This is a genomic window from Chloracidobacterium sp., assembly GCA_016716305.1.
GTDB lineage: Bacteria > Acidobacteriota > Blastocatellia > Pyrinomonadales > Pyrinomonadaceae > OLB17.
The window spans coordinates 1203026-1216493 of record JADJWP010000002.1 but is presented as its reverse complement, the minus strand read 5'-3'; the positions used below and the strand labels follow the sequence as shown (position 1 = coordinate 1216493).

At 51.9% G+C, this 13468-nt stretch carries 10 protein-coding genes; 5 read left to right on the top strand and 5 right to left on the bottom strand.

Annotation, left to right across the window (positions count from 1 at the left end; all coding sequences use genetic code 11):
- Positions 1–2: 2 nt before the first annotated feature.
- The gene (locus tag IPM28_07455; GenBank protein MBK9172830.1) at positions 3–383 is read right to left on the bottom strand and encodes a hypothetical protein; all 381 of its coding nucleotides are present in this window, start codon (positions 381–383) and stop codon (positions 3–5) included.
- Positions 384–829: 446 nt separating this feature from the next.
- Here IPM28_07455 and IPM28_07450 point away from each other — a divergent pair, with 446 nt between their 5' ends.
- Positions 830–1981 (top strand): hypothetical protein, encoded by a 1152-nt coding sequence (locus IPM28_07450; GenBank protein ID MBK9172829.1) that lies wholly within the window; start codon positions 830–832, stop codon positions 1979–1981.
- Positions 1982–1989: 8 nt separating this feature from the next.
- On the opposite strand, the gene IPM28_07445 is transcribed toward IPM28_07450, so the two are convergent.
- Positions 1990–4425, bottom strand: a complete 2436-nt coding sequence (locus tag IPM28_07445; GenBank protein ID MBK9172828.1) for a protein kinase — start codon at positions 4423–4425, stop codon at positions 1990–1992.
- Positions 4426–4584: 159 nt separating this feature from the next.
- Complete coding sequence (locus IPM28_07440) at positions 4585–4806, bottom strand: glutaredoxin (GenBank protein MBK9172827.1); 222 nt, start codon at positions 4804–4806, stop codon at positions 4585–4587.
- 94 nt (positions 4807–4900) lie between these two features.
- On the opposite strand from IPM28_07440, the gene IPM28_07435 reads away from it, so the two are divergent.
- Positions 4901–5209, top strand: coding sequence for a hypothetical protein (locus tag IPM28_07435; protein MBK9172826.1), 309 nt, complete (start codon positions 4901–4903; stop codon positions 5207–5209).
- Between the two features lie 23 nt (positions 5210–5232).
- On the opposite strand, the gene IPM28_07430 is transcribed toward IPM28_07435, so the two are convergent.
- Positions 5233–5556, bottom strand: a complete 324-nt coding sequence (locus IPM28_07430) for a hypothetical protein (protein MBK9172825.1) — start codon at positions 5554–5556, stop codon at positions 5233–5235.
- Between the two features lie 172 nt (positions 5557–5728).
- Between IPM28_07430 and IPM28_07425 the strand changes: the two genes are divergently transcribed.
- The 3 genes from IPM28_07425 to IPM28_07415 are packed head-to-tail and all read left to right on the top strand — an operon-like array spanning position 5729 to position 12216.
- Entirely contained in the window at positions 5729–7045 is a 1317-nt protein-coding gene (locus tag IPM28_07425) for an efflux RND transporter periplasmic adaptor subunit (GenBank protein ID MBK9172824.1), read from the top strand.
- Between the two features lie 31 nt (positions 7046–7076).
- On the top strand, positions 7077–10373 hold the full coding sequence (locus IPM28_07420; GenBank protein ID MBK9172823.1) for an efflux RND transporter permease subunit: 3297 nt from the start codon (positions 7077–7079) through the stop codon (positions 10371–10373).
- A gap of 4 nt (positions 10374–10377) precedes the next feature.
- Entirely contained in the window at positions 10378–12216 is a 1839-nt protein-coding gene (locus tag IPM28_07415) for a TolC family protein (GenBank protein ID MBK9172822.1), read from the top strand.
- Positions 12217–12220: 4 nt separating this feature from the next.
- On the opposite strand, the gene IPM28_07410 is transcribed toward IPM28_07415, so the two are convergent.
- Positions 12221–13288: a type IV pilus twitching motility protein PilT gene (locus tag IPM28_07410; protein MBK9172821.1), complete on the bottom strand. Its 1068-nt coding sequence runs from the start codon at positions 13286–13288 to the stop codon at positions 12221–12223.
- Positions 13289–13468 lie beyond the last annotated feature (180 nt).

Genomic DNA, 13468 nt, shown 5'->3' with positions numbered 1-13468 from the left:
GGTCAGATTTGGTTGTTATCTGAGTTTATTTCAGAAACAAGCCTCTCGAAGTTCGCAATATCCCGCCGTTTGCCGATAAGTGCCTGGGCTAACTCGTAAAGCGGGGCCGGCATTTCTGGCGATTCAACCGAGTCGGACTGCTCGTCGCCCTGCGGGTACCGATCATAGAAATCTGCTTCAGCTGTACAGAACTCACACCCAACTAAGTGGATCCTGATCCACTTACCGTCCGCAACTGAAATATCGCCATTTTGGAATGCCAACAGTTCTTGAGACGTTGGACAATCCCCGTTCTTACAGAAATTTGCCATTGTTTTGCTTTTTGTCAGCAAATCGAAACCACCGTGCTTCGGCGTTTGTGAAACAAACTGCCATCCTTTCAAATTGATACATTAAAACTAAATCTGCAATGTAACATCGCTTCCATAAACGGGCTTTTCGAATCAAGACACCGGTCCGACGCGATCGCTCTGATCTCCGGATAATCCGATTAAACTTCGTGTGGCCAACATTTACGCATAGAGATTAAACAAGAAGTAAACTTGCAAAAAACTGTTGCTCGTTTCCACGAATGCTGTTAGTATTTTAATTGTCGGTCGTGAGAGCGTTCGTGCTCACAACCCGCCAGCCAATTTGACTGCGTTGCTCAGCGGTTAGTGTTCAAAAAAGCTCCAACTAGAAGTTCCAAAGCTAAATACGCGTTTGCTCGTGTTAGTACTTCAACCGCTCTGTTGTAGGAATCGGTCCCCACCAAACCTTTTGCAGCGAAAAAGCGAAACCCTCGAACCAATGAGGTTAGGCCGGCATTAAAAAAGATTCAAGGTCAAATATGAACTCACTCAATCAACAAGAGCGTGTACCGGTCTCACACCAAGGAAGGCGCATCAAGGTTGGCAAATGGAACGAGAGCCTTCAGGCCTCTGATGTAAATCAGATCTGGATCGAATTGCACCGCATCGTTTCCTCACATCCGTTGGTTCGGGCTTCCAAACGGGCCGGATTCCTTGTTGAAGAGGGTAAATACAACGCCTATACCGACCTTACGCAAGAGCTCTTCGTCGCCCTTCTCAGCAAAGACCGTTTTCAGCATTACATAGAGACCGGAATGTCTGATTCCGAGGTCGAAGCCGAGATCAGCCAGATCGAGCTTACGAACATGCTCACGTCTGAACTGCGTAAACGCTATCCGGAATCGTACCGGTTAGCACGCAGAATCTCGACGCTCATTCAAAATAGTGCGACTTTCAAAAGATTCGATAATATCGGAAATCCTGAAGCCCACCGCCGACTGGCCGACAGGCTCTATGGTCTCGCAAGCTGGACGGAAACAAAAATGCGACGCGACGTGCAGGAAATGGACGAGCGCGTGAAGGCCGTTTCGTTTCACAGTCGCGATACGAGAATGGTTGGCTGCACCGGCGATGCTCAGATCGTTATCAGCAACGTCGAGCTTGAGAAACTGATAATCCGCGTGTTCAAGGCAATCGACTCACCCGTTGATGTCCGATCGCTTCGTTCGTTCGTAATGTCCCGACTGCCGATCATGGACATTCATCTCGTACCTGTCGGTGGTTCCGGTGATAGCGACGACGACGATCGGGTTTCATTTGAGATTCCGGATTTACGAGAGACGCCCGAACAAGATTTTCTCCGCAACGAGGCCGAGAATGGAGCCGCAAGTTTTGTCGATGGGTTCCTTGAGAACCTAAATAAGTCTGTTCGTGGAAAGGCCAAGCAATACGACCGCATGATCAATGTACTTTGGCACTGTTACCTCATCTCGGATAGTGGAACACAGTTGGAGGTCGCAGACATGCTTGGTGTATCAGACTCGCTTGTTTCGGACTATCGCAAACGGATCGAGGCAAATCTGCAGCAGTTGTCGTTTGACGGGATCAATGAGGCTCGTCAGTTCGAGAAAGCGCTTAAGCGAAGAGTTCGTGAAATGATCGTATTTGAAAAGGAAGAGGTGGCGACCTAGGCGTTGGTTTAGGTCCCATTTCCGATCTTCGCCATTGCTTCGGCAAATCGCGGATCATCGCGGATCGAATCGAGACTTTTATCAAGCTCGAAATGAGGCTTATTCTCATTTCCGAGCTTTATTGCTTTGTTGAACCACTTTAATGCAAGGTCTTTGTCTCCGAGCAGTGCATATGACGAGGCCACCCAGTATGCCATATCGTGGTCGGCCTTTGACACAGAAAGGGCGTCGTCGGTGAGTTGTGCCAGAGCTTCATCCCGACGGCCGGCTCCCGCGAGATACATTGCGTACAACGGTCTGATGCCGTCCATTCGCGGGTTGTCAGCGAGCACTTCGCTGATAAGTTTGATGGCATCCTCGACGTCACCTCGGTAATAATATGTCCCAGACCTGAAGATCTTAAGCATCGGGTGGTCGGGTTCGGCTTTTTCGCCTTTTTCGAGCTCGGCAATTGCGCGGTCGTACTCACGTTTGTAAATAAAGATCCGAGCACGGTTATAAGCCGAAACCGCTCGGGCCGCAGGATCAAGCCTCGATAACTTTTCGAATGCCTTCAGCGACTCGTCATACTCGCCCGAAAGCCGATGTATGACCCCCTTGACAAAATAGAGAGGTGCTTCGTTCGGAAATTGTTTTTGCAGTAATTCGATCTCGGCGCGAGCTTTTTTCTTCTCGCCACGCGCCATGTAGATCATGACCATTAGAACGCGGGCCTCGACCACATTCGGATCGTAGAAAAAGGCCTTACTGAACGCCGCCTCCGCAAGGGTATAATCGTTAGCCTCGCCCATTCCTTTGAAAACCCGATTTGCATAGCAAGCTCCGAGGCCGCTGTATGCGAGTGCAAAATGACTGTCGTATTCGACGGCTTTCTTGAAGTTATGGATCGCCGAATCACAATCGTCCGCTGAAAGAGTTCGGAATATGAACCGTCCAAAATTATCGCGGCCACGTAAGTACTCTTCCCAAGCTTCGTGGTTCTCGGTCATGCGCCGGCCGAGCATTTCCTGTTCGTTATCTGATAGTTCGAGTCGCAGTCCTTCGAGAATTCGCTGAGCGATCCCATCCTGTAGCGATAAGATGTCATTTCCCTCAGCGTCTATCCGGTCACTCCATAAAATGTCGCCCGTCAAGACGTCGATAAGCTGAGCGGTAACACGCATTTTGTCGCCGCCCCGCAGAAATCCCGCCGACAGAACAGCATTGACACGCTGTTCTCGGCCGGCTTCACGCGGGTCAACATCCTTGCCCTGGTATTTAGCGATCACGGAACTTGGCCTAACTATAAGAGAACGCAATTGAGCGAGCTCGGTAATTATTGCGTCCGCAAGCGCAAATTCATAAAAGTTTGCACTTTCTTCCTGTCCGAGGTTTTTGAACGGCAAGATCGCGACACTTTTCTTTTCGGTACCGGTGGATGTAGCAGTTATACTCAATTCCGGGATGAATGAAGGCGGGTTGGATGCGGAACCCGGTCGGCTGGTCGAATTCTCGGGTGCTGACTTACCAGTGAACCAATTCAAGGCCCGTTTGAAAACACCGCTATCAACGTGGCTAGGGATCACGGTATCGCTCTGCATTAACGGAGCCCCCGAAATCTCCTGCAGCACTGCTCGCAGATCATCGCGCATCTGAGAGATCTTTTGATAGCGGCCTTTAGGTTCTTTCGCCAGAGCCTTGTCGACTATCGTCTGAAGTTGAGGTGGAACCGGGTCGCGACGCATTTCGGCGATCGGTTTAGGAGTGCCGTACAACACCTGATGGCGCACGTCGATAACCGTCTTTCCTTGAAATGCCCATATGCCGGTCAGCATTTCATAAAGCAGCACACCGGTCGAGAAGATGTCAGAGCGAGCGTCGGCACGTTCACCGCGGGCTTGTTCTGGCGCCGCATAGGTCGCCGTTCCGTATGGGATACCTAATTCGGTGATCTCGGTCTTGTCTAGACCGCGGGTCTGCTCTTCGTGCTCATCCTCTAGCAATTTTGCCAATCCGAAATCCAGAATCTTTGCCTGGCCGCTTTCGGTTACCATAATGTTGCCAGCTTTGATGTCGCGATGAATTATGTTCTTCGAGTGTGCATAAGCGAGGGCATCGGTTACCTGGATCGCGATCGAAAGTGCGCTCTTTAACTCCAACGGTCTACCGCCTACGAGCTGTCTTACGTTCTTTCCGTCGACGTATTGCATGGCGATGTAGAAAACCCCATTCGCCTCGTGGAAATCATAGATCGTGCAGATATTGGCATGATCCAGCTGTGAACACAGTTGGGCTTCGCGCTCGAATCGTTTGAAGTTTGCCGTTTTTGCTGTTAATTCCGGTGGGAGAATTTTGATGACGGCGGTACGGTTGAGCTTCGTATCGAGAGCCTTATAAACCGTCCCTTGTCCGCCCGAGCCGATCTTCTCCAGGATCTTGTATTGGTTAATTTGAGAACCAATCATATGGGCTGCGCTCTCGGGATACAATCAAAAAGTTGACCATCTCCCTCGAACGCTTTTATCTGACCTTTAGAACAGTTTAAGCTCTGGGGTCATTTATCCAAAATCGAAACTGCGAATGTGCGTTAACCGGCAAACTGCCGATCAGGAAGGCACGATCGTTCAGCCGCGAGGCGGATCGCCCCACCCAGAAGCAACATATTCTCCATTTTCGACAATACACGGAACTACGAGATCGCCGCCCGATATCTCGAGCATCTCTCGCTGTCGGGCAATGTCGTTTTGAGCGTCATACTCGGTGAATTCAACACCCAATGAATTGTAATGGTCGCGGGCTTGCTGGCAATAAGGACAACCCGGTTTTACATAAATTACTAAAGACATTGTCGATCTCGGCTCCTTTCGATAAACTAGTCTACCGAAGTTAGCTTCAAGTTCCAAGTTCCGCAATTTTTGTGCAAATTTCGTGACGGAATCTATGCAGAACGATGAAATGTTTGAGCCGTATGACCGTTTGATCGACGTTGAAATATGCGGTTCGGTCGAAAGAGTTCCAGACAGAAACACGATACTTCGGTGTCTGCAGTATCTTGATATGGAGTTCGTCTCGCATGCGGATCTTTGCTGGAATGGTGACTGCCTCAACTGCCAGGTTTGGGTCAGAAACGGCGAAAAGTCGAAGGCGGTGATCGCATGTAGGACGTATGCTACCGAGGGGATGTCAATAACGGACGTCAGTGACAACCTGCGCTCTGAAGGTATCGACGAAACCGCTACCGGAAAATAGTACCGAACTGAGCGAAGATCAAATCAATACTTTGGGACCTTCGGATCAACCTCATTCGACCACGCGGTTATGCCGCCACGCAAGTTCTTCATTTCACCAGTAAATCCGGCCGCCTTCAGAGCTTCGATCGCTCGTGCACTTCGTGCGCCCATCTTGCAATGAATTATGACCTCTCGGGTTGGGTCGAGTTCTGAGATCCGGCTTAAAATGTCCCCAAGTGGTATGAGTTTCGAACCGGCTATTCTGGCAAACGCAAATTCGTCGGGCTGACGTACGTCAATCAATTGCAGATCCTCGCCCGCATCCATTCGTTCCTTCAATCGTGTAGCTGAGATTTCTTCGATCATCGATTACCCCTGAAAGTCAGTTTTTCTCAATCTTTAATCAAAAATTGCGAATTGTGCAAATCCGATCGGCGTTATCGGGCGAAACGTAACTATAGCATTTACAAAAATTTACAATAGCAACCTTAACGCACGACGACTCGTAGTATAAAATTGAATTTATATTTTGAACTCTATGTTACGAGGAATCAAATCGCCTTTTCGTGCCTGCCTCTTATCGCTTGGGGCAGTCGCTGTCGGGTTTATCGCAACCGGGTGCGGAACCACAAAATCCGCTGAGGTGCCTGTTTCGAACTCGAACAGCACTAACGCAGAAGCTCCGGTTACGGTCACTGTGGCGAAGGTTGAGGCTCGGCAGGTGCCAGCATTTATTCAGGCCACAGGCAGTCTGGTCGCGGACGAGGTTTCAAATATAGCCCCAAAAGTTGCCGGAAAGGTTTCAAACATCGCTGTCAATGTCGGCCAGTTCGTTTCGACCGGGACCGTTATCGCAAAGATCGACGACCGCGACGCGAGACTCCAACTCGCGGCTGCTCAGGCAAGTGTAAAGCAGGCAGTCGCTGCTGTAAGGCAAGCAGAAGCTCGGCTGGGCCTTTCACCGAGTGCCTCGTTCAATGCTTCGGCTATCCCGGAGGTCAGGGCAGCGAATGCGAACTACGAACTGCTGCAAGCCGAACTTCGGCAGGCCGAAACGAATGAACGAAGATATCGCGAATTGGTCGAAAGCGGCGACGTCGCGATGATCACCTACGAACAGTATCGGCTTATGCGCGACACGGCGCGGGCGCGTGCGAATTCTGCTAAGGAACAGCTTGATGCTGCTGTTAATACCGCGCGTCAATCGAATCAACAGATTCGAAGCGCCGAAGCATCTGTTGAAGCAGCACGCACAAGCGTACAGATCGCCGAACAGGCCGTGGCCGACACTGTCATCAAGGCACCGTTTCCAGGTTTTATAAGCGAGCGCCAGGTAGCTGTAGGTGAATTTGTTTCGACTGCAACGGTTCTAGCTACCTTGCTTAGAACAAACCCGATCAAGATACAAATACAGGTCGCAGAGGCCGATGTTCCGACGGTCACTCTCGGTCGTGGAGTTTCGCTCGAGGTCGATGCCTATCGCGACCGCAGATTTTCGGGGGTCGTCACGGCGATAAATCCAGCGATCGACGCGGCTTCGCGGGCAGCGATCGTCGAGGCCTCGATCGAGAATAGCGATAATTCTTTGCGTCCCGGCATGTTCGCTACTGCGAGGATCAACAAAGATGGTGGGACGACCGGGACATTCGTTCCGAAAGCGGCGGTCTTCAATCATCAGCCCACACAATCATATCGGGCATTCGTCATCGTCGATGGTGTCGCAAAATTGAGAGTGATCCAACTTGGAACAGAAGAAGGTGACAGCGTTCAGATATTGTCGGGTCTAAACGCCGACGAAACGGTAGCAACGAGCAATCTCGACCTACTCTTCGAAGGTGCGAGAGTCTCGTCCTAGATTCCTCGCCGATCTTTTGCCATGAGGTTTTATGCAGTGGTTAGCTGAAATTTGTGTTCACAGGCCGGTATTCGCAACCGTAATCGTCTTGTTCCTAACGGTCGTGGGAGGCTTTAGCTTCTTTACGCTCGGGGTCGATCGCTTTCCCAAGATCGATCTTCCGACTATTTCAGTGCGCGTTGGTAATCCGGGTGCATCGCCCGAAGAGATCGAAAGCGAGATCACCGACGTGATCGAGGGAGCGCTCAACACGGTGCCTGGTGTCGAAGAAATGCGCTCGAGTTCGTCCCGCGGAAGCTCGAATGTAACACTCACCTTCAACCTTGAAAAAGATCCGGACGTCGCCTATCAAGAGATTCAGCAGAAGTTGAGCACTGTCGTCAACCGTTTACCGGAAACCGCCGATCCACCTGTTGCCCAAAAATCTGACCCCGATTCTCAGCCGATATTGATGTATACCGTCAGCGCTCCGCGCGGCGTGATGGAACTTACCGAACTGGTCGAAGTGCTTATACAGAAGCGGATCGAGTCAGCTGACGGAGTCGGCGAGGTCTTCATGTGGGGATCACGAACGCCTCAGATTCGCATTAGCGTAAATCCTGATCGGCTCCGAGCGTTTGAACTTGCGGTGACCGATGTTTCGGCTGCAATACGTTCGCAGAACCAGGAATTGCCTGGTGGAAACTTGGTCGAGGGACAACGAACGCTGGGTGTTCGAACGATGAGCAAGTTGACCGAGGTCGAGCAGTTCAACGACATCGTGATCACGACCCGCAACGGATTTCCGATCAAGATCAAGGATATTGGGTACGTTGAGAAAACAGGCGGCGAACCGAGTTCCGCAGCCTCGTTGGATGGCGTCCAGTCTGTTTCAGTTGGTGTCCGCAAGCAAGCCGGCGCGAATACGATAGCGGTCATCAATAACGTGAAATCACGTATGGAGGAGATAATCCCAAATCTTCCCTCCGACATGAAGGTGGCCATCATTCGTGATCAATCGGAGTTCATTCAGAATTCTCTCACCGCGATTGAAGAACATCTCGTGCTTGGCGGTTTGTTTGCGGCCATAATCGTATTTCTATTCCTATGGAATTTTCGGTCGACGATCATATCCGCTCTTGCTATTCCGGTTTCGATCATTGCCGCATTCGCCGCGATCGCGGCGTTCGGTTATTCGTTGAATCAAATGACGATGCTGGCCCTCACCCTGATGGTCGGGATCGTGATCGATGATGCCATCGTCGTTCTCGAGAATATTTATCGATTTGTTGAAGAAAAGGGAATGGATCCGTTTCAAGCGGCGATCGAAGGAACTCGGGAGATCGGTCTTGCGGTTCTTGCGACCACGCTTTCCCTGCTCGCGGTTTTCATACCCGTCGGTTTCATGAGCGGGATCGTCGGTCGGTTCATGTCTTCTTTCGGACTGACCGCCGCAGCCGCAATTGCGGTTTCGCTGATCGTCTCGTTCACACTTACGCCAATGCTCGCCGCGCGCTGGATCAAAAAGAAGAAGCCCGTGGAACGGCGATCGAAAGGTGAACCCGAGGCAGTTGAACCCGGCTCGTGGCAATCGAACGGCGACGAGATAGATTCGGGTAACGAGACGGACCATTCGACGCCAGGTTCAAATGGCCATGAAAGCAAGGATGGATGGTTCTATCAAAAGATCGACGGTTTTTACACTTTCATGCTGCGGCTCTCGATGCGTTATAGATGGGTAGTTGTTTTGATCTGTATCGCGACGGTGGTGTCGATCTATCCGTTATATAAATTTGTCGGAATGGCATTCCTTCCGGACGAAGACGAATCGCTTTTTCAGGTGAATCTTCGCGGACCTCAGGGAACGTCGCTTTCGGCGACCCAGTCGATCCTCGATCGGATCGCCAGGGACATTCGAGCCGAGGTTCCGGGTGTAAAGAACACTCTGGTACTTGCAGGTTTCGGTCGGGGTTCTGGGCCGAACAATGGTTTCATCAACGTCGCTCTGCTGCCGGTCTCGGAACGCGAGAAATCGCAGGCTGATCTGATCAACCAAACACGCGCGATCGCAAGAAAGTACTCATCTAAGGACTATCAGGTCAGTGTGTCGGCCTCATCGTCGATCGCCGGAAGTATAGGTCTCGGTCGGGGAGGTTCATCTGTCGGGTTATATATAGCCGGCCCGGATATGGATCGGCTAACTGAATATGCGAACACACTTGTGGAACGGATGAAGCAGGATCCGATATTCAGGGATCCCGACAATTCGGTCGAGATCGGTACTCCCGAGATACGCGTGGTGATCGACCGCACGCGTGCCGCCGACCTCGGAGTCAGGGCAGGAGACGTGGCCCAAGCGTTGAACATACTTTCGGCAGGCCAGATCGTATCGACTTACAGCGAGGGATCGCAGCAATACGATGTGGTCGTCAGGGCTGATGAACCCTTTCGTCGTGATCGCACCAATTTCAAGTATTTTTCTGTGGCTTCTTCCAATGGCGGAATTATCGGGCTCGAGCGGGTGGTCAAGCTTGAGGAAGCACTTGCCCCCTCCTCGATCAATCGCCTAAATCGCCAACGGCAAGTAACGGTCTCTGCGGGACTGCCGCCAAACGCCTCGGAGTCTGATGCACTCGCCAAGATCGAGCAGTATGCCCGGGAACTTCAGATGCCGCCCCAGTACGTCACGGGTGTGACAGGTCAATCAAAGGAGCTCCAGAAGGCGTATGAGTCCTTTATGTACGCTTTCCTCCTGTCTTTCGTTTTCATGTACCTCATCCTCGCGGCGCAGTTCGAATCGTTCATACATCCCGTCACGATCCTCTTGACCCTGCCGCTCGCTGTCCCTTTCGCTTTGCTTTCGACAGCTCTCGCAGGGCAGACCCTGAACATTTTCTCCGCACTTGGGATATTGCTATTGTTTGGGATCGTCAAGAAGAACGCCATTCTCCAGATAGACCACACCAATACGCTCAGAGCAAAAGGGCTGAATCGCTATGATGCGATTATCCAGGCGAACCGTGATCGATTGCGCCCAATATTAATGACGACCCTGGCCCTGGTTGCCGGCATGATACCGCTGACGCTCGGCACAGGAGCAGGTGCTGCAACAAACCGTTCCATCGGTATTCTCGTAGTTGGCGGCCAGTCGCTGTGCCTACTTTTGACGCTGTTGGCGGTTCCGGTATTCTACTCGCTGTTTGATGATGCTTCCGAATCGACGATCATGCGTCGGATCGGAGGGAATTTGTCAGCGATCAGGGAATCGATATTTCGATCGAAGCGCGAATCTAAGAGTCCAGGCGTTTCGGAGCCAAATGGAGCGGCAGATGCGACGCAAGGGAATTAGTTTGATGTCGAATAGGACGGTCTTAAGTAATTGCGGCAAATGGTTTTATCGTGGCGTGGCCGCGGCCGGCCTTAACCTGCTGTTTCTAATTGGCGTTAATGCGCAGGCGGTTGTGCCAACGCCCGCCCCAACTTCGACACCGATCACAAAACCGACTCCGATATCGATTGAGACCGCTCCACCATCGACCATGCCGGCAGATCCGCCGCCGGTCGCACCGAATTTCGAGGCTCCGGTCAAGGGTATGCCCTCGCCAGATCGGGTCGGCGTAAATGTTCTAGATCAGTTGCCGCTTACTCTTGACGAGGCGATCAGGCTCGCATTGGATAACAATAATGACGTCGACGCTTCGCGAAATAACGTAGAGATCGCCGAGTTTAACCTGAGAGGTGCCCGCGGCGTATTTGATCCGCTTATTGATGCCCAAAGCTACTACGAGAGTCTTACAACACCGACAGCCTCGCTTATCGGAGGTGCGGTCAACGGTGCTGTTACGCAGACCCGTTACTTCGGGTCTGCGGGTTTAACGGGGTTTTCGCCTTGGTTTGGCGGCGTTTATTCAGCAAGATTCGATTCGACACGGTTCACAACGAGCAATACGAACTCATTTCTTAACCCGCAGTTCCCTTCGGTCCTTAGTTTTTCGTACACGCAGCCACTGCTTCGCAATCGGAGTACAGATGCCAATCGGCGCTCGATCGAGATCGCGAAGAAAAACCTTAGTATTTCGGACTCTCAGTTTCGACAGCGGGCGATCGAGGTCATTGCCTCGGTCGAACAAGCCTACTGGAATTTAGCATTTGCACTTCGAAACATGCAGGTGCAGCTAGATGCCGTCAGGCAGGCCCGCACTCAGCTCGAAAGCAACCAGAGGCTTGTCGCACAGGGGGTTCTTGCACCGATCGATATCGTTGCTGCAACAGCACAGATCTCGACGTTCGAGCTGAATGTCTTTGCTGCGCAGGAAGAAGTGACTCGTGCCGAGAATCACCTCAAGACGCTGATGTTGAGCGATAGGGCCTCGGAAACTTGGTCAAGGGCCATTACACCCGTTTCGCCGATAAGTCTGGAAGCCCCGCGGGTCGGGCTCGAGGTGGCGGTTGCAGAAGCACTAAAGAATCGGCCCGAACTCATTCAACTAACGACTACGGCCGAGATCAATAAGATCGACCAAACCTACTATCGGAATCAGACGAAGCCGCAGATAGACCTTGTCGGTATCTACACTTCGCAGGGCCTCGCGGGAACCGAGACCCCGGCGGCCTTTGATTCCTCGGGTAATAGCCGCGTGCCGCCAAATCTCGTGGGCGGATATTTGAGCTCGCTAGGAAACCTGTTTGCACAAGACTATCCGACCTATCGCATCGGTGTGACGGTCACATTGCCTTGGGGCAATACAACTGCAAAGGCGAACCTCGGCAGAACTCTCGTCGAAGAAAGGCGAATCAAGAACACTCGCGATCAGGCAGAACAGATCATCGAAGCTGAGGTCAGAAACTCGCTGCAGGCGCTTCGGTCTGCAGAGGCGAGATTGTCTTCGGCAACTTCCGCCAGGGCGGCGGCCGAGCAGCTTTCCGAAAGCGAACAGCGGCAATTTCGTGCGGGGACAACGACCTTTTACCTCGTGCTGCAGCGACAGAACGAACTGATCTCTGCCCGCGGGCGCGAACTGTTGGCGCAGACCTATCTTAATCGCGCGATATCAGAGTTTCAGCGCGCGACCGGTACCACGCTCACCGCGAATAACGTCAACGTCAGCGACGGAAAGAGCTTCATTCAGACCGAAAGCGGACGAAGAGTTGCAATAAATTCAAGATTCTTTCAGCGCGGACCGGCCAGATAACCCACTATATGCTGAAACCGCCTCGCGTTAGCATTGTTTCGAAGTTTGTTTTATCTACCGCCTTTATGTACGCATCACGCGGTTCGACCATCTTCTTTTGCACCAGGTCGAACAAGGCATCATTCAACATCACCATTCCATGGTTCTTACCGGTCTGCATTGCAGAAGGGATCTGAAACGTCTTGCCTTCTCTGATCAAATTGCTGATCGCAGGCGTTACGATCAGGACTTCAAGCGCCGCAACGCGACCGCCGCCGATCTTCGGTAAAAGTGTCTGAGCGATCACACCTTTGAGAGATTCGGAAAGCATGACGCGGATCTGCTGTTGCCGATCAGCCGGAAATTGATCGATGATGCGGTCAACCGTCGACGCTGCTGTTGTAGTATGCAATGTGCCGAAAACGAGGTGTCCGGTCTCGGCGGTCTCGATCGCTATAGAGATCGTCTCGAGATCGCGCATTTCGCCGACCAGAAGGATATCCGGATCTTCGCGTAACGCTGCACGCAATGCGTCTTTGAACGAGCTTGTGTGGTTGTGTACCTCACGTTGATTTACCAGGCACTTGATATTTTCGTGAACAAACTCAATCGGGTCTTCGATAGTTATTATATGGTCTTCACGCTGCATATTGATGTGATTGACCATTGCGCAGAGCGTAGTCGATTTACCCGAACCTGTTGGGCCGGTGACTACGACGAGGCCTTTTGAGAGATCGCAGAGATTGAGTATCGCGTCTGAAAGTCCGAGCTGTTCGGCAGTAGTCATTTTTGCCGGAATTATTCTGAAAACTGCGCCCATCCCTTTCCGATCCATAAAAACGTTGCATCTGAATCGAGCGAGATCGGCGATCTCATATGCGAAATCGGTGTCGCGCCGGACGTCGAATTCCTCTTGATTCTTCAGCGGCATGATCGAAAGCAGCAGTTCACGCATCACGTCCGGTGTAAGGATCGCTTCGTCGCAATCGAGGCGCTGCACCTTGCCGTCTTTTCGGATCATCGGCGGCATGCTGACAGAAAGATGAAGATCCGATGCACCGACCTCGGCCATTCGATGAAAGAGAACATCCATTCGAGCTTGCATCACTGTGTTTGCACGCCGTCGGTCACCAGATCGCCGATCCAGTGTGACAGGTTCCACATGTGTTGGCTGTTCGACAACGGGCTCGCTTTGGAAATTCTCGGGTACATACTCCTTGGCTGGTTCGACAATTTCCTCGCGTGCAAAATCGTCTCGACGCCCGGGCGGTTC

Excerpts from the sequence above, each read along its gene's own strand:
- IPM28_07445 (MBK9172828.1), bottom strand. The coding sequence starts at position 4,425 with ATGATTGGTTCTCAAATTAACCAATACAAGATCCTGGAGAAGATCGGC.
- IPM28_07420 (MBK9172823.1), top strand. The coding sequence starts at position 7,077 with ATGCAGTGGTTAGCTGAAATTTGTGTTCACAGGCCGGTATTCGCAACC.
- IPM28_07435 (MBK9172826.1), top strand. The coding sequence starts at position 4,901 with ATGCAGAACGATGAAATGTTTGAGCCGTATGACCGTTTGATCGACGTT.
- IPM28_07415 (MBK9172822.1), top strand. The coding sequence starts at position 10,378 with ATGTCGAATAGGACGGTCTTAAGTAATTGCGGCAAATGGTTTTATCGT.
- IPM28_07450 (MBK9172829.1), top strand. The coding sequence starts at position 830 with ATGAACTCACTCAATCAACAAGAGCGTGTACCGGTCTCACACCAAGGA.
- IPM28_07430 (MBK9172825.1), bottom strand. The coding sequence starts at position 5,556 with ATGATCGAAGAAATCTCAGCTACACGATTGAAGGAACGAATGGATGCG.
- IPM28_07440 (MBK9172827.1), bottom strand. The coding sequence starts at position 4,806 with ATGTCTTTAGTAATTTATGTAAAACCGGGTTGTCCTTATTGCCAGCAA.
- IPM28_07425 (MBK9172824.1), top strand. The coding sequence starts at position 5,729 with ATGTTACGAGGAATCAAATCGCCTTTTCGTGCCTGCCTCTTATCGCTT.
- IPM28_07410 (MBK9172821.1), bottom strand. The coding sequence starts at position 13,288 with ATGGATGTTCTCTTTCATCGAATGGCCGAGGTCGGTGCATCGGATCTT.